The organism is Sporosarcina pasteurii (assembly GCF_041295575.1).
GTDB classification, from domain to species: Bacteria; Bacillota; Bacilli; order Bacillales_A; family Planococcaceae; genus Sporosarcina; species Sporosarcina pasteurii.
Genome location: NZ_CP160452.1, coordinates 1,572,025 through 1,587,510 on the forward strand (window position 1 = coordinate 1,572,025; position 15,486 = coordinate 1,587,510).

The 15,486-nt window shown below is 38.1% G+C and carries 17 protein-coding genes and 2 pseudogenes; 2 read left to right on the forward strand and 17 right to left on the reverse strand.

The features are described from left to right. Positions 1–206: 206 nt before the first annotated feature. The 9 genes from AB1H92_RS07235 to AB1H92_RS07275 all read right to left on the reverse strand — a co-directional run bounded on the left by AB1H92_RS07235 (position 207) and on the right by AB1H92_RS07275 (position 5,651). Complete coding sequence (locus tag AB1H92_RS07235) at positions 207–746, reverse strand: SpoIIIAH-like family protein (RefSeq protein WP_115361070.1); 540 nt, start codon at positions 744–746, stop codon at positions 207–209. Further along, on the reverse strand, positions 743–1,207 hold the full coding sequence (locus tag AB1H92_RS07240) for a hypothetical protein (protein ID WP_115361068.1): 465 nt from the start codon (positions 1,205–1,207) through the stop codon (positions 743–745). The genes AB1H92_RS07235 and AB1H92_RS07240 overlap by 4 nt, the downstream gene beginning before the upstream one ends. Positions 1,208–1,405: 198 nt before the next feature. Further along, the gene (locus tag AB1H92_RS07245; RefSeq protein ID WP_115361065.1) at positions 1,406–2,305 is read right to left on the reverse strand and encodes a stage III sporulation protein AE; all 900 of its coding nucleotides are present in this window, start codon (positions 2,303–2,305) and stop codon (positions 1,406–1,408) included. A 16-nt stretch (positions 2,306–2,321) separates the two neighbouring features. Then, a complete protein-coding gene (locus tag AB1H92_RS07250; protein ID WP_115361062.1) occupies positions 2,322–2,699 on the reverse strand; it encodes a hypothetical protein in 378 nt (125 codons plus the stop codon). After that, positions 2,699–2,908: a SpoIIIAC/SpoIIIAD family protein gene (locus tag AB1H92_RS07255; RefSeq protein WP_115361061.1), complete on the reverse strand. Its 210-nt coding sequence runs from the start codon at positions 2,906–2,908 to the stop codon at positions 2,699–2,701. The genes AB1H92_RS07250 and AB1H92_RS07255 overlap by 1 nt, the downstream gene beginning before the upstream one ends. A gap of 163 nt (positions 2,909–3,071) precedes the next feature. Beyond that, positions 3,072–3,629: an elongation factor P gene (efp, locus tag AB1H92_RS07260; RefSeq protein ID WP_115361059.1), complete on the reverse strand. Its 558-nt coding sequence runs from the start codon at positions 3,627–3,629 to the stop codon at positions 3,072–3,074. Between the two features lie 25 nt (positions 3,630–3,654). Continuing rightward, positions 3,655–4,722, reverse strand: a complete 1,068-nt coding sequence (locus AB1H92_RS07265; protein WP_134268491.1) for a Xaa-Pro peptidase family protein — start codon at positions 4,720–4,722, stop codon at positions 3,655–3,657. Continuing rightward, positions 4,719–5,159 carry a type II 3-dehydroquinate dehydratase gene (gene aroQ, locus AB1H92_RS07270; protein ID WP_256594306.1) on the reverse strand — a complete coding sequence of 147 codons (441 nt, stop codon included), beginning with the start codon at positions 5,157–5,159 and terminating at the stop codon, positions 4,719–4,721. The genes AB1H92_RS07265 and aroQ overlap by 4 nt, the downstream gene beginning before the upstream one ends. A 69-nt stretch (positions 5,160–5,228) precedes the next feature. Next, positions 5,229–5,651 carry a hypothetical protein gene (locus tag AB1H92_RS07275; protein ID WP_115361055.1) on the reverse strand — a complete coding sequence of 141 codons (423 nt, stop codon included), beginning with the start codon at positions 5,649–5,651 and terminating at the stop codon, positions 5,229–5,231. A 183-nt stretch (positions 5,652–5,834) separates the two neighbouring features. On the opposite strand from AB1H92_RS07275, the gene AB1H92_RS07280 reads away from it, so the two are divergent. Further along, positions 5,835–6,812: a DUF1385 domain-containing protein gene (locus AB1H92_RS07280; protein ID WP_115361053.1), complete on the forward strand. Its 978-nt coding sequence runs from the start codon at positions 5,835–5,837 to the stop codon at positions 6,810–6,812. 61 nt (positions 6,813–6,873) lie between these two features. Here AB1H92_RS07280 and AB1H92_RS07285 read toward each other — a convergent pair. The 3 genes and pseudogenes from AB1H92_RS07285 to AB1H92_RS07295 form a co-directional block, all read right to left on the reverse strand. Continuing rightward, positions 6,874–8,652: pseudogene (locus AB1H92_RS07285) on the reverse strand (vitamin B12-dependent ribonucleotide reductase); the annotation flags it as partial. A gap of 378 nt (positions 8,653–9,030) precedes the next feature. Beyond that, a pseudogene (locus AB1H92_RS07290) lies at positions 9,031–9,822 on the reverse strand (ribonucleotide reductase N-terminal alpha domain-containing protein); the annotation flags it as partial. A gap of 173 nt (positions 9,823–9,995) precedes the next feature. Next, a complete protein-coding gene (locus AB1H92_RS07295; protein WP_115361049.1) occupies positions 9,996–10,832 on the reverse strand; it encodes a biotin/lipoate A/B protein ligase family protein in 837 nt (278 codons plus the stop codon). Between the two features lie 101 nt (positions 10,833–10,933). Here AB1H92_RS07295 and AB1H92_RS07300 point away from each other — a divergent pair, with 101 nt between their 5' ends. Next, the gene (locus AB1H92_RS07300; protein ID WP_115361047.1) at positions 10,934–11,314 is read left to right on the forward strand and encodes a rhodanese-like domain-containing protein; all 381 of its coding nucleotides are present in this window, start codon (positions 10,934–10,936) and stop codon (positions 11,312–11,314) included. A 53-nt stretch (positions 11,315–11,367) separates the two neighbouring features. Here the strand turns inward: AB1H92_RS07300 and fabI are convergent, their stop codons facing one another. The 5 genes from fabI to AB1H92_RS07325 form a co-directional block, all read right to left on the reverse strand. Continuing rightward, a complete protein-coding gene (gene fabI, locus AB1H92_RS07305) occupies positions 11,368–12,147 on the reverse strand; it encodes an enoyl-ACP reductase FabI (RefSeq protein ID WP_115361045.1) in 780 nt (259 codons plus the stop codon). 138 nt (positions 12,148–12,285) lie between these two features. Next, complete coding sequence (locus AB1H92_RS07310; protein WP_115361043.1) at positions 12,286–13,041, reverse strand: amino acid ABC transporter ATP-binding protein; 756 nt, start codon at positions 13,039–13,041, stop codon at positions 12,286–12,288. 14 nt (positions 13,042–13,055) lie between these two features. Further along, the gene (locus tag AB1H92_RS07315; RefSeq protein WP_115361041.1) at positions 13,056–13,769 is read right to left on the reverse strand and encodes an amino acid ABC transporter permease; all 714 of its coding nucleotides are present in this window, start codon (positions 13,767–13,769) and stop codon (positions 13,056–13,058) included. A gap of 11 nt (positions 13,770–13,780) precedes the next feature. Continuing rightward, on the reverse strand, positions 13,781–14,488 hold the full coding sequence (locus AB1H92_RS07320; protein WP_115361039.1) for an amino acid ABC transporter permease: 708 nt from the start codon (positions 14,486–14,488) through the stop codon (positions 13,781–13,783). Positions 14,489–14,584: 96 nt separating this feature from the next. After that, positions 14,585–15,448 (reverse strand): transporter substrate-binding domain-containing protein, encoded by an 864-nt coding sequence (locus AB1H92_RS07325; protein WP_115361037.1) that lies wholly within the window; start codon positions 15,446–15,448, stop codon positions 14,585–14,587. Positions 15,449–15,486 lie beyond the last annotated feature (38 nt).

Sequence of the window (15,486 nt, forward strand, 5' to 3'; positions counted from 1 at the left end):
TTGATGCTCCCCTCTATTTTAGCTGTTTTCTTTCAAATTTGGAATACATATCATAGAAATGTTGTAAAATCATAAGAAAAAACCAAAAAAACATAGCAACTTTTGTCGAATCGGACCTTTTTCCGTCTTCTTCAACACGTTCAATTGCTATGTTTACAATTTAGTTTTTTATTTTCATGGTATCATTTTAATTTTTTTCGTTTCCTTCATGAATCTCCTTTAAAATCCACCTTTACTTTTTTAGCATCTTCCCAGTTACTCATAACAAGATGTGTAATTTCACTCGCTTGTTTATTAGAGTGTCCATCTTCGGATAAAACTGTAACTGTAACATTATTCCCTTCAGCACGAACGAATGCATCCGCATACCCTAATGCGATAATTTGCATTTCTAGTAAGGATTCCGCTGATTCTTGTTTGACAAGTTGAGCCATCTCATCAAATACTGCATTCTTTTCTGCCGAATCTTCAGTTGCATTTAATTTTGAAGTCAATTGTTCTTGTATTTGACTGCGCTCATCACGAACTTCCATTCGCATCGTTTCAAATAAGTAACTTTCTGCAAAAACCGGTTGTTTATCAGCATTGCCAGTTGTTTCCGTGATCGTCGCTGGATTATCGGAATCTCCAAAAATAGTAATTCCATCAAATGGCATTGGCGATTTCTTGTTCAAGTAGTAGATTGAGATAACCGCTACAAGGCTTAATAAAGTTAAGAACCATACTGTACGCTTATTTGTTTTCATTCTGTTTCCTCCCCATTTTTCATTTCGACGATGACAATTTGATGTTCTGGTAATTGCAGAACAGTTGCTAATGTTTTAGATAATAAATTTTGAATGACTGGATCTCCCCCACCTTCTGCGACGACAAGAATGCCTTGGATAGGTTTTGAAATTTTCTCCGTCTTTGTCTGGGAAAGAGAGAAATAATTGGAGAGCGGATCTTCTTTGTCGGAGTCATTATTATGATAGTAAATAGCCACTTTTCCAACGCCTTCAATCTTCATTAGTGCTTGTTCTAGCGCAACTTCTTCTCTTCTATCCCCCTCAATCGTTGACTTCCCTCCTCCGATTCCCCATACGTTGGTATTTATAATCATGATAACGAGAACTAATAAGGTTCCGAAAAAAACGGTTTGGATTTTTTTTGTTGGTTTTTGCATAATATCCCCATTTTCATTCGTTAAGGCATCTTTCTTCGTCATCAATAATTCATTTTATGCTAGCTCATAGATTGCTATGACCAAACAAAGAGAATACTGATCGGATAATCCATAAACCAATTGCCAACTTCACAATTGGCAAAAACTTCTCTTCGGATTCTTCAGGAAGTAGAAGCAATAAAATGGACGTTAATAACGAAATCGAAAGAATGCCAATTAAAAATTTTCCACTTGTCCACCTCACTTTGCGACGGTTAATAATTTGACAAGTATAATAACGAAAATTGCAGTGTAGATGAATGCAAACGCAAGCAGAAATGAAATCGCACATAAAACAAGTAGTGTTTTTCCGATATCATCGAGTAACCCTGTAATATCTTCATTTGTAAATGGTTCTACAAGCGCCGCAATCCATCTGTAAAACAATGCTGTTACTAACGTTTTTAAAGAAGGGACCAGTGCAACTGTCCATACCGCAGAAATAATCCACCCTCCTACAAAAACAGTGACCCCCGAAGAATAACGACCAATCGAGCCAATACTTTCGGTCATAAACGAACCAATAATCGGTATGTTTTGCTGGATTAGTTCTTTAACAGGCTCACTCGCGATACCAGAAAGCGCCCATGACATTGTCCCCCCTACAGTAATAAATATTGAATAAGCAGTCACCACGGCCGTTACCGTTCCAAATAATGTTGTACGTATTAATTCAGCTAAACGTGTGAACGGTACATCAGGTAGAAGTCTAGTTGCAACATCTAATAATAATGCCGTTGCTAATAGCGGAATAAGTAATTTATCTGCCAACAAAATAGATCCATTTGCAAATAAGAGCATTGCCGGTTGAAAGTTTAAAAAGTTGAACGTCCCACCTGCCGCTAAAATAGATGCTGTAATGATCGGATAAATTCCTATGAACATGGACGACAACGAATAAGCGACATTTCGAATTAAGATAAAATGTTGAAAGGCAGGTTGCAATGCCACTGAGATCACGATGAAAAATAAAATGATTCTCGTCCACTTTTTAAATGACGGAAAAAGAAAATCAATGAAAAGCGCCATAAATGTCGATAGAATAATGATGGCAAAACTTGAAATAATAGATCCGAGTATCGAGTCTAAAAAGGTAATCATACATATACCTGTCCGTTCATTTTGTAATAAGTGCTGATAATATATCGATGACTTCAGCTGCTTGATTCATCCACAATAATAGGATGGTAATTTTGACTGCAAAGTGGGAAATTTTCGCAAGAGATGCATACCCAGCATCCGCAATATGCGACGAAATTAATTCTGAAAGATAAAATAAAATGGCACTTCCAACTAGCAAAGAGACATACGGATTTGGAAGTGCTTCAAACTGTTGCAACAAAGTCCTTCCAAACGGAAAAACAACGGTTGTTAAAATAATGGTTAGCACAAGAAAGAATACTGCTGTATACAACAAAGGTTGTAACTTTGGCACCACGAACGAAATTGTTAGCAGCAACAAAAAAACGACAATCACTTGAAATAATGTCACCATTAGAACGACATCGCCAACCACTGGAAAAATTCGGATATTTCAATGAAGAAAACTCTCAGAAAGCGTAGGAGCTCTGCTGTAATATAAATATACGCAAAGATAAATAGAAAAAAAGAAAAGTCTTTCTTTCCTGTCTGCTCAAAAAACACATGCAATATTCCAATGACTAAACCGATACCGGCAATCCTAAGTAAATCATTTAGCTCCATCCGCTACTCCCTCCATACAACAAGACTATGTCGTTTTTTCAAGTCTTAGAACAGAAAATAAAAGGCTTTATGGTATTGATTGAAAAAATTTGGGCAACAAAAAAAGCAACCTATACGCTAGGTTGCTTTTCACTTTATTTATTAATTTTTATTATAAAATTAATCAAGCGCGTGAAACATATTCGCCTTCTTCTGTATTGACCACTAGTACATCACCTTGGTTTACGAAAAATGGTACTTGAACTGTTAAGCCCGTTTCTAATGTAGCTGGCTTCGAACCACCGCTTGCCGTGTCACCTTTGATGCCAGGCTCAGTTTCAGTGACTTCAAGTTCTACTGTAATTGGTAATTGAACCCCAAGTACTTCTCCTTGAAATTGAATGACATGTACTTCCATTCCTTCTTTTAGGAATTTCAATTCATACTCGAGTTGAGTTTCAGATAGTTCAAGTTGGTCGTACGTTTCATTATTCATGAAGACATGGTCAGAACCATTCGCATATAAGTATTGCATTTTAACATTATCAATTTGGGCTCTTTTTACTCGCTCGCCGCCACGGAATGTTTTCTCGTTAATGTTGCCATTACGTAAGTTACGAAGCTTCGAACGAACGAAGGCAGCACCTTTACCAGGTTTAACGTGTTGGAATTCGATTACACGCCAAATGTCTCCGTCCACTTCAATAGTTGCACCTGTTCTAAAATCGTTCACTGAAATCATTGTAATTCCTCCAATAAAAATAAAATTATAGTATGAGTAATTCTTTCGTTGCGAATGTTAATCGTTTATTGCCGTCCTCCGTAATCACGATATCATCTTCAATACGAACGCCGCCAATTTCTGGCAAGTAAATACCAGGCTCTACTGTCACAACCATATTTGGTTCTAAAACAGTTTCGGATCTGAATGACAATGCTGGTCCTTCATGTACTTCGAGTCCGATGCCATGCCCAGTAGAATGCCCAAATGCTTCACCATATCCTTTAGAAGCAATATACTCTCTAGCAATTCGATCCGCTTCAATACCTGTCATACCCGGTTTAATACTTTGTAATGCACGTTCCTGCGCCTCAAGTGTTACAGCATAAATTTCTTTCAGCTTTTCAGATGGCTCACCGACAGCAACGGTTCTTGTAATATCAGAGATATACCCGTTGTAAAGCGCGCCGTAATCCAATGTGACGAAGTCTCCCGACTCAATCACTTTATCTGTCGCAACACCATGAGGAAGTGCACTTCTTAATCCCGACGCCACAATAATTGAAAATGATGAAGAAGTCGCCCCTTGTTTTCTCATGAAAAACTCTAACTCATTTGAAACGTCAAGCTCTGTAATTCCTGGTCGAATATAGTCAATAATATGTTGGAATGCGTCATCCGCAATTTTAGCTGCTTGTTGTAAAATCTCAAGTTCCTCGGTAGTTTTGACCATGCGAAGCTTTTCAACAATTCCTGAAACAGGTTTTAATTCTGCCTCAATTTCTTTATTGTATAATTCGTAGAGACCAAATGATAAGTCATCTTTCTCGAATCCAACTGTTTTGACATTCATATTTTTTACTTGCGCTGCTACTTCTTCAATGATTGTTTTCGTATGTTGAACGATACGATATCCTTCGATTTCTTTTTCCGCTTGTTCAGTATACCTGAAATCTGTAATAAATACCGCATCTTTTGCTGAAACAAGCGCAACGCCAGCTGTCCCCGTAAATTCGGTCATATAGCGGCGGTTATAAGGATTCGTAATGAGCAAGGCATCAATATGTTCTTTTTCCAATTGTTTACGTAAATTTGTTAGTTTCAAATTTCTCATTCTCCCTTTTGTCGGAGGAGGAATGCATGAAGTGCCAATGAGTATCCATCAGTCCCAAAACCGGTTAATTGACCAATACAGACTGGCGCAATAACCGACTCTTGTCTGAACGATTCACGGTTATGTATATTAGATATATGAACTTCAATGACATCAATTCCAACCGATGCAATGGCGTCTCGTAAAGCAATGCTATAATGTGTGTAAGCGCCTGGATTGAAAATAATGCCATCTATCCCTTCATCTGCAGCTTCATGAATTCGATCAATTAAAAAACCTTCCGTATTAGACTGAAAAAATGATAGCTGAATCGCATGTTCCTTTGCTATTTCGAGTAAGCTATTTTCTATATCTTGAAGCGATTCTCGTCCATAAATCGTTGGTTCTCTTTTGCCAAGACGATTTAAATTCGGTCCATTCATGACTAATAGTTTCACCGCGCCACCACTCCCCTCACCTTTTTCTATTTCATATTACCATAATGTGGTGATGGGCGGAAACTAATATCACACTTTTCTTGATAGTTCTTTATGAAATACAGCAGTCCCCGCAATAAAACGTAGAACGATTGCCGTAACCGATAACAATGGAATAGAAATCGACTGAATCGTATCCCATGGTGTTGTTGAATGATTAATAAACCACTCAAGCACAATAATCCCTATAATACTAATAATAATAGCCGGAATAGACGGCGGTATAGAGTCTAAAAAAGATATCAAAATATAAAGAACAGCAAAAACAATAAATAAGGCAATGAAAAGCATACTCCATTTGATAGTATAATGGATAGCTGAAAATGCTGACCAGTTTTTCGCCCAACCAATTGGCGACCATTTAATAAAGTCGAATAGTTCCATAATCTTTAATGAAATGACCATAAAGATTGCTGAAAAAAATGAAGTTAAAAAGAATGTTCGATCAATCACGTCAAATCCCTCCTAACAGAAGTGTTTGGTGAATTCATCGATTTTAAACATCATTGTGGTTATGATACGTATATTTTAGTACAATGAATGTAGTTTTTATTTTACAATTTCCGCTTATAATGGAAATCTGATAAATTAATTGCGTAATACATTTTGACCTAAAAGGAAGTGTGGGTAATTCATATGGCAAAAGAAAAGCAAACTCCAACATACGGTGGGCAAGCACTCATCGAAGGCGTAATGTTCGGTGGGAAAGAACATACCGTAACTGCAATTCGTCGGAAAGACGACTCTATTGAGTATTTCCACTTGCCTAAAAAACAAGCTCCACTTGCATCAAAGCTAAAAAAGATTCCTTTCCTAAGAGGAATTGTCGCTTTAGTTGAGTCTGCTGGAGTTGGTTCCAAACATTTAAACTTTTCAAGCGATCGTTTCGATGTAATGCCAGGCGAGGAACAAGAACAAACTGAAGAAGAGAGCTCAAAATTAGCCATGGTGATTGGGGTTGCAGCAGTCGGCGTACTTTCTTTTCTTTTTAGTAAATTTATTTTTACACTCGTACCAGTTTTTATTGCTGAACTTTTTAGTGCAGTAGCACCTGGAAAAGCTGCCCAGATTTTTTTAGAAAGCTTTTTTAAACTAATCCTTTTACTTGGCTATCTGGCACTGATTTCGATGACCCCGTTCATTAGAAGAGTTTTTCAATATCACGGCGCAGAACATAAAGTCATTAACGCCTATGAACGCGGAGTACCATTAACTGTTGAAAACATTCAAGCACAATCCAGACTTCATTATCGTTGTGGAAGTAGTTTTATCCTTTTCACGGTGATTGTTGGGATGTTTATTTACTTTCTCGTTCCAACAGATCCTTTATGGCTCCGAGTCGTCAATCGAATCTTACTCATCCCTGTCGTCTTAGGGATCTCTTTTGAAGTATTACAAGTAACAAATGCCGTACGTAATATTCCTGTTTTAAAATTTCTAGGTTATCCAGGATTATGGTTACAATTATTAACGACGAAAGAACCAGATGATGAGCAAGTCGAAGTCGCTATTCTATCTTTTGAAAAGCTATTAGAAGTCGAAGAGCATGGTGTCATTGCATTAGCATCTCCAAACGATGATGAGCCCGAGACCACTGCCATTCCTGCACAATAATTTTTCACTAAAAAACCGGCACATCACTTCTTGAAAAGTGAGTGCCGGTTTTCTTATGCGATTATAGTCCGCATTTTAACTGTGCATTACAATTAGTACATGTGTTACATCCGCCCGCTTCTTGTACCGTTCCTTGACGGCAGACTGGGCAAGTATTTCCGATTTCAGAACCGATTGTTACATTCGTAGATGTTAATTCTTGAATCGTATCAACAAGCATGACTGGTTGCTCGTCAATTACTTCTTCTACATAGTCAGAATCCATCTCATTTTCTTCAGCTTTCAGCGTCAATACTTGGGAGTCACGGCTTCCATCCACATATACCGTGCCACCTTTCGCTCCGCCTTTGTATAGACGCTCGTACACACTTTCAACTTGTTCAACAGTGTAACCACGAGGCGCGTTCACTGTTTTAGAAATCGAACTATCGATCCAACGTTGAATAATACATTGAACATCAGCATGCGCTTCTGGTGCAAGGCTCATGGATGAAACAAACCAACTAGGTAGGTTATTCGGATCCGCCTCCGAATTATTTTGTAAGTATTCTTCAACAATGTCCGCTTTTACCTCGATAAACTTACCAAGACGTCCGCTTCGGTAATACGTGAAGGAGAAATAAGGCTCTAAGCCGGTTGAAACGCCAACCATTGTTCCAGTGGATCCAGTTGGAGCAACTGTCAGTAAATGGGAATTTCGGATACCATGTTCTAAAATGGATTCCCGAATATCTTCCGGCATTTTCTTCATGAAGCCAGTATTAATAAATGCTTCACGAAGCGCTTTCGTTTCTTCATCAGTTTTACCAATAAGGAATGGGAAGCTACCCTTTTCTTTTGCTAATTCAACAGATTCACGATAAGCAGTTGTAGCAATCGTTTCAAATACTTGTTCAACGAGCTCATTGCCCTCTTCTGAACCGTATTCTTTCTCGCAGTAAATTAGAAGATCCGCGAGTCCCATAACGCCAAGTCCTACACGACGTTCGCCAAGCGCTTGCAGCTCATTTTCTTCTAAGAAATAAGGCGTTGCGTCAATAACATTGTCTTGCATACGTACACCGACTCGCACAATTTCTTTTAGCTTATCAATATCAACTGTTTTACTTTCTCTATCTGCAACTTCAGCAAGATTGACAGCAGCAAGGTTGCAGACAGAATATGGTGCTAACGGCTGCTCGCCACATGGGTTTGTAGCAACAACTTGCTGGCCGTATGCTTTTGCATTTGTTTCACTATTTGCATTGTCGATAAAGAAAATACCAGGTTCTGCAGAGTACGTTGCACAAATATTAATTAAATCCCATAGTGCACGTGCTTTAATTGTTCTGTACACACGAACTTCATGGCCCATTTTCTCCCATTCACGAACATCGCCAATTTCATGCCATTTCTCATTGTAAATGGCCATTTCTTCTGGCGAATACTTTTCAACTGCTGGGAATTTCAATTCAAATTCTTCGTCATTTTCAACAGCTTTCATAAAATCATCTGTCAACGTCACTGAAATATTGGCACCAGTTAAGAACTCTGGATTGTGCACTGAATACGTTCCGCCATCACGTAGCTTCGTTTCAGCATCCCTCATAATGGCTTCATTAAATCCACCGAAGCCAGGGATATGACGATAATTTAAAATGCTTTGATACATTGCTTCTTCTTGGTTCGTTAACGGTTTGAACTTTAATTTTTCATTCGCTAACTTTTTAATCATTTCTTCTTCTGTATTTTCTAGCAGATAGCGAAGAATTCTTGGGTTTTGCATTTTTGAAATGATGAACTCAAGAATATCAGGATGCCAATCCGCTAACATAATCATTTGTGCTCCACGCTTATTTGTTACGCTCTCTACTTTGAGAGGGGTGGGTCATTTCTGCCCAACTCTCATGCTTTCACATGAGTTCAGACTATCTCATCAAAGAGTCGTTTTCTCTTTGTCCTGCGCCCCGTAACGGCGTTACCGCTTATTACGGTTTACTTCTTCCTTTGCATCCATCCTATCCACCACCATGCATGATAAATTTTTACTGGAAACTTTAGGAAGTTTCAATAGTCGTTGAACGTTGATCTTCGTTTCCAAAGACCCTTCGCTGCTGATTGCCCAATCCTTATTTTTTTCAAACCTTCACGCTCACCGTCACCAGTCACGTTGTGGTAAATAAGGCTCTAAGGGTGTTCCAGCAATTCACAGGATTTTAATCCCGCCGTGTATCGGTTAACGGGATCCACCTTGTTCCACAAGATGCGTTAGTTTCGCAATGTCATCTAACCATGATACTGAACCAGATGACTTACCATTGACACCGCGTGCTAATGTGTTTCTTGGTCGTAATGTTGAACCATTCGATCCAACACCGCCGCCACGACTCATAATTTCCATAACTTGCTTACGGTGGTCTGAAATGCCTTCACGGGAGTCTGCAACGAACGGCATCACATAACAGTTGAAATACGTAACATCTGTTTCTGCGCCTGCACCATACAAGACTCGTCCAGCAGGAATAAAGTTTAAAGTTGAGAGTTGCTCATAAAACCGTTCGAACGATTCTTTTCTTTTTTCTTCCGTTGTTTCTACTGAAGAAAGCCCTGTTGCATTTCGTTTTGCGATTTGTTCATAGAAAACTTCTAAAGGCTTTTCAAGAACTTCAATAGGTCTAGTAACAATCCCTTTTTCCTGTTCTATTGGGTTATCGATTGCCGAACGATATTCTTCCTCAATCCAAATATCAGCTTGTCCATTAGATTTGTCTAGTGCTGTAATGAATCCAAGTCCGCGAGCTGGAAACTTTGGATCTTCTTTTACTGTTAAAACGACAAAATCTCCAACTTTTAACGTTTTCTTCTCCGTGTCCTTAAATGAATATCTATCAATCATAACGAGTCTTGAAACGCCACCATGTTCAATATACATATCTTCTGTAATCGGATGTACTTGTGGAAATTCAGCAATATCTTCATTTAATTGAGCTTTGTTTAATACGGGTGTTTGGTTATTCGAAACGACGACCATTAACACATCCTCCTTTTAAATCTTATAAAACACAACATGTTGTGTTATTCATATACCCTAATCTACTACATATTGAAACCCTCTGCAATGGATACAAAATTACATTTTTACAGGAAGGTGATAATGTCGCTATTTAAATGTAAAAAAAATAAAAAAACAGGACATTGTAACGATTATTTTTTGAATGTCCAATCGTCATTTCCATATTTCTTTTGCTCAATCTCTTTTACATATTGTAGTTGAGCATCCGAAAGTTCATATGGTTCCAATTTAATATTCAATGATTTTTCAAATCCTTTGGAAAAAGCCGCTTCAGCCTCTTTTGGGGATACAGCCCGGCCTGCCAATTGGTCAATTGCTACAGCTTTTTCTCGTAAGCCAATTCTCATTCTTTCTCGTACTGCCTCAGATTTAAATTTAAAGAGAGAAATTAACTTTTCTTCATCCAAACTTAATAAAATAGCCCCGTGCTGTAAAATAACACCTTTTTGTCTTGTTTGTGCGCTTCCGGCAACTTTTTTACCCTCTACAACAAGTTCATACCAACTTGGCGCATCAAAACAAACAGCACTACCTGGATTTTTTAAGTTTTGACGTTCCTCTTTGCTCTTTGGAACCGAAAAACTAGCATCTAGTCCAAGATTACGAAATCCTTCAAGTAGACCTCCAGAAATTACACGGTAGGCTTCAGTCACAGTATCGGGCATATTTGGATAATCTTCATTTACAATCACGCTATATGTAAGTTCGTGTTCATGCAAGACGCCCCTCCCCCCTGTAGGCCTTCTCACAAAACCTAATTGATGATGACGTACTTGCTCCATATCGACTTCTTTTGACACACTTTGAAAGTAGCCAATCGATAAAGTCGCGGGTTCCCATTCATAAAATCGAAGTACTGGACCCATTTCACCTTTACTATGCCATTCTAAGAGTGCTTCATCTAAGGCCATATTAAACGGCCCACTACATTTTCCCGAATTTATATAATGCCAAGTTCTCATTTCCATCATCAATCCCCTTTCATCCCGAATTTCATTTTAGCATCCCTATTGAACAAGTGCCACCCTCCATTTATAATAGATAAGAACGAAGAAAGGGGAAAGCTTTATTGGACACACTTTATATTATTTTAGGAATTCTTGTACTTATCATCGTATATGTGGTTGTTTCGATGTTACGACTTGGAAAAGCAGTCGTTAATCTAACACAAGAAGAATTTATTGAAGGGTATCGAAAAGCACAATTAATTGACGTTCGTGAACCGAAAGATTTCGAAGCTGGACATATTCTCGGTGCTCGTAACTTGCCATACTCTCAATTAAGACAGCGTTATAAAGAATTGAGACCCGATTTACCTGTCTATTTATACGACCAAAACGGTGGAAAAAGTGCACGTGCCGCTTTATTTTTAAAGAAAAAGAACTACGAGCACTTGTATCATTTAACAGGTGGATTCCGAAAGTGGACAGGTCGTATTAAAAGTAAATAACATTTCAAGCAAAAAAGATAGAAAGTGTAACAATTTACACTCTCTATCTTTTTTCATCCCATAATATGATAGCCTGCGTCGACATAAATCGTTTCGCCTGTTACGCCGCTAGATAAGTCACTTAAAACAGCAAGGGTCATATTTCCAACTTCCTCTTGCGTAATGTTACGTCTAAGTGGTGCAGTTTCTTCAATTTTATTAAGAATCTTATTAAACGATGGTACACCTTTTGCTGAGATTGTACGAACTGCTCCTGCAGAAATTGCATTAACACGAATGCCATCTTTCCCCAAATCATTCGCCAAATAACGAACAGATGCTTCTAAGGCTGCTTTCGCCACTCCCATAACGTTGTAGCCATCTAACACGCGGTCCGCCCCTAAATAACTCATTGTAACTATGCAGCCACCTTCTGTCATATAAGGACGAGCTTGCTTTGCAACTGCAACGAGGGAATAAGCACTAGTATCTTGAGCAAATGCATACCCGTCTCTAGAAGTATCTACAAAATCAGCGCGTAAATCTTCTGGATGTGCAAATGCCAATGAATGGACAATGCCGTGAATTGTGCCGACTTCTTCACCGATTTTCTTGAACGCTTGCTTTATACTTTCATCCTCATTGACATCACATTCCACCATAACTTTTGCTTCAAATTCATGATCTGCTAATAGTTTTTGTATGCGATCCACCGAGCGTTCTTTTCGGTAAGTAAAAATTAAATTTGCCCCTACCTTTTGTAACGATTTCGCTACGCCCCATGCTAGACTTCTTTGATTCGCAACACCCATGATTACGATATTTTTTCCTTTTAGTTTTAATAAATCTTCCATAGCAACCTCCAATTAACATTTAAATATTATACCTATTATTAGTACCTGATACTAAATCAAGTATATCATACTTTCAAAGTGACTAGTAATGAAGAATAGTAGCATTATCTAAACGATAATTGAATTTATTATGCCGTCTTATATATAATAAGTATAATCTTCTGGTAATACTCTTCTTAAAAATTGTTGTGTCCTCTCTTCTTTAGGTCTACTAAATATCTCCTCAGATGTCCCTTCTTCAACAACTACGCCGCCATCCATAAAGATGACTTTGTTTGCAACATCTTTTGCAAATGACATTTCGTGTGTAACAACGAGCATCGTTGTTCCCTCTTCAGCAATGTTCTTCATAACAGCAAGCACTTCCCCAACCCATTCTGGATCAAGCGCAGACGTAGGTTCATCAAATAAAATTATTGCTGGATTTAAAGAAACAGCTCTAGCAATGCCAACTCTTTGCTGTTGCCCTCCTGACAGTTCTTTTGGATAGGCATCGTACTTATCGGATAATCCAACTTTATCCAAAGCCTTTCTCCCAATTTCGTTCGCTTCTCCTTTGGGAATCTTTCTACCAATAATCAAACCTTCTGTGACATTTTCTAACGCGGTCTTATTATTAAATAAATTATAATTTTGAAATACGAAAGCGATTTTTTGTCTTACTTCGTGAATTTGCTTTTTAGAAGCTGAATTTAAACTAAGTTCTGTATCACCTAATGTCACTTTTCCTTGATCAGCAGTTTCTAAAAAATTGATACACCTAAGTAGTGTCGTCTTCCCTGAACCACTCGGACCCAGTATCACAACAACGTCACCTTTATCTATTTGAATATCAACGCCTTTTAATACTTTGTTGTTTCCAAATGATTTGTGTATCCCGGTAATTTCTAACATACCTTAAACTCCTTTCAAGCAACCGTTAATTTATATCGTGATAATCGTTTTTCATACCATTTAAAGCCATATTCTACGACACTACATAAGATTAAATAGACTAGGAATATGTCAAGGTACGCTTCCACGTAATTGTAGCCAACATTCGCGGCGACTTTCGCTTTTAGTGTTATTTCTTGTAAGGACATCGCATAACCAAGAGAAGTTGCTTTAATCAGGTTTACTGTTGCTGTACAAATATTTGGCATCGAAACAACGAGCGTTTGTGGAATAATAATTCGTCGGTATGCTTGAAAATTTGTTAAACCAACTGACTGTGCTGCTTCTAATTGCCCTTTATCCACCGTATTGATGGCAGAGCGAAATACTTCAATTAATATCGCTGTTGTATTGAATGTAAAAACAATAAACGCATACCAGATCGGGTTGACATCATAAACATGTATCCCCATACTATATTTTTCAAAAAACATATCTAGTAACAAAGGAACACTGCTATACACAATAAAGATTTGAATTATGATTGGCGTTCCTCTTACAAAAGAGACATACACTTGTGCAAGTCGATATAAGATAGGGATTTTATTAATTCTAGATAAAGCTAGCAAAAATCCTGCAGGTAAAGCAATCACTAATGCAACAGCTGTCACAAGTAAGGTAATCGGAACCCCTGACAAAGCAACGAAGAATGTTTCCCATAAAAACTTATAGTTTAAACCTTCCGACATGATAACCCTCCTTACGGCGCACTTAACGATCGCTTTCCTCTTCCAAACACTTTCTCTAGTTTCAAGAATAATTGTTCAATTAGAATGGATAGAACCCAATAAATCACTGCTAGTGCAAGATAAATTTCTAGCGCATGCGTATTATAATTTGAAGCAATAATAAGCTCTGCTTTTCCGACAACATCGATTAACCCTATCGTATAGGCCAAGGCCCCCTCCTGAAGTAAAGAAATTAACCCATTCCCAAAATTCGGAAGCGCAACGACCAATGCTTGTGGAAAAATAATTCTGCGATACACATGAAAAGGACTTAACCCAACACTTACCCCCGCCTCGTATTGCCCTTTATCAATCGATTCATAAGCTGATCGAATGACTTCCGACATAATGGCAGCGAATTGAAGCGAAAATGCGACAACAACGAAAATCGCTTTATCGATATGGTTCAAATCGATTCCTAAATTATTTCCAATGGCAGGAATCCCATAATAAACCAAGAAGAGTAATACGATGGAGGGTGTACATCTTAATATCGTTGTATACCCATTCGCTAGTTTCTTGAAAAATAGATTGCCGCCTATTTTTGCGACAGCTAACACTAAGCCAAATAACGTTCCAAACAGGACCGAAAATCCAGCAACCATAAAAGTCACTTTTAAAAAAGGAAGAAGCGTTGGAAATGCTCCCCATATATAAGATGAATCAAAATATTTTTCCACAAGAACCCCTCCGTCTTGACCGGTTAAAGCACAATACAAACTATACCGATGAAAAGCTGTTGAGCACTATTTTCCCCAACAGCCTTCTTATACCCCTTACCTTTCGACAGTATCTAGTAATTCAAACAAGTCTCTACCATAAAATTCTATACTTAAGTCATTTGGAATTTTTTGCTCTTTCACTTCTTTTAGCGCTTCATCAAAAGCATCTGCAAATTCTTGTTCTTTTTTATTGAATAATGGCCAAGTTTTAATGACGGCGAACTCATTGTAAACAACATCGTCTTTTAAGTGATGATAGGGACCGTCACCAGCCGTTACTTGTCTATTAAACGAAGCTTCAATAATTACTGCGCCATCTACACGACCTTCATTGACCCATTGAACGACATCCACCGAAAAAGTATCTCCTGCTTTTAAATTTATTGGATTATCAGGATTTTTTTCATTATGTTCAGCAATAACTGTGTATTGTGCGTTATTTGCGGCAATGGGCGCCAACGAAAAGCCTGCCGATGCAAAATCATCTAATGTTTTTACAGCTGCATTTTCTTTTTTTAGAACCAACCCAGTACTACTTAACCCAACAAACTCTTTAGGATAAATAAATTTCGCTGTTCGTTCCTCTGTCCAGAAAGCATTTTTCACGCCTACTTGATATTTCCCTTGTTCCACACCAACTAATAAATCATCATCTGATGTGCCAACAAATTCGAATTCATATTGCGGAAGTAACTCATCGACTGCCTTCAGAACCTCTACATCATAACCAGCGGCATTCCCATTTTCATCTGTATAAGTAACTGGTTTTGATGATTGCACATAGGCGACTTTCACTTTTCTTATATCATTGTCCCCGTCCGCTTTCACGCTTCCATTATCACTTGAACTACAACCAACTAATAAAGCTGCAATTCCCGCACTAAATGCCGCCGCTTTTAAAACTTTTGTCAACTTCATGCTCGTGATCCCCTTTTTAATATATTGAAGTCCTATTT

What these genes read in the sequence shown, in the direction of transcription:
- AB1H92_RS07310 (WP_115361043.1), bottom strand. Translation starts at nt 13,041, where the DNA reads ATGTTAGAAATTACCGGGATACACAAATCATTTGGAAACAACAAAGTA.
- fabI (WP_115361045.1), bottom strand. Translation starts at nt 12,147, where the DNA reads ATGGAAGATTTATTAAAACTAAAAGGAAAAAATATCGTAATCATGGGT.
- AB1H92_RS07325 (WP_115361037.1), bottom strand. Translation starts at nt 15,448, where the DNA reads ATGAAGTTGACAAAAGTTTTAAAAGCGGCGGCATTTAGTGCGGGAATT.
- AB1H92_RS07235 (WP_115361070.1), bottom strand. Translation starts at nt 746, where the DNA reads ATGAAAACAAATAAGCGTACAGTATGGTTCTTAACTTTATTAAGCCTT.
- efp (WP_115361059.1), bottom strand. Translation starts at nt 3,629, where the DNA reads ATGATTTCAGTGAACGATTTTAGAACAGGTGCAACTATTGAAGTGGAC.
- AB1H92_RS07295 (WP_115361049.1), bottom strand. Translation starts at nt 10,832, where the DNA reads ATGGAAATGAGAACTTGGCATTATATAAATTCGGGAAAATGTAGTGGG.
- AB1H92_RS07280 (WP_115361053.1), top strand. Translation starts at nt 5,835, where the DNA reads ATGGCAAAAGAAAAGCAAACTCCAACATACGGTGGGCAAGCACTCATC.
- AB1H92_RS07245 (WP_115361065.1), bottom strand. Translation starts at nt 2,305, where the DNA reads ATGATTACCTTTTTAGACTCGATACTCGGATCTATTATTTCAAGTTTT.
- AB1H92_RS07265 (WP_134268491.1), bottom strand. Translation starts at nt 4,722, where the DNA reads ATGAGAAATTTGAAACTAACAAATTTACGTAAACAATTGGAAAAAGAA.
- AB1H92_RS07240 (WP_115361068.1), bottom strand. Translation starts at nt 1,207, where the DNA reads ATGACGAAGAAAGATGCCTTAACGAATGAAAATGGGGATATTATGCAA.
- AB1H92_RS07255 (WP_115361061.1), bottom strand. Translation starts at nt 2,908, where the DNA reads ATGGAGCTAAATGATTTACTTAGGATTGCCGGTATCGGTTTAGTCATT.
- AB1H92_RS07315 (WP_115361041.1), bottom strand. Translation starts at nt 13,769, where the DNA reads ATGTCGGAAGGTTTAAACTATAAGTTTTTATGGGAAACATTCTTCGTT.
- AB1H92_RS07250 (WP_115361062.1), bottom strand. Translation starts at nt 2,699, where the DNA reads ATGGTGACATTATTTCAAGTGATTGTCGTTTTTTTGTTGCTGCTAACA.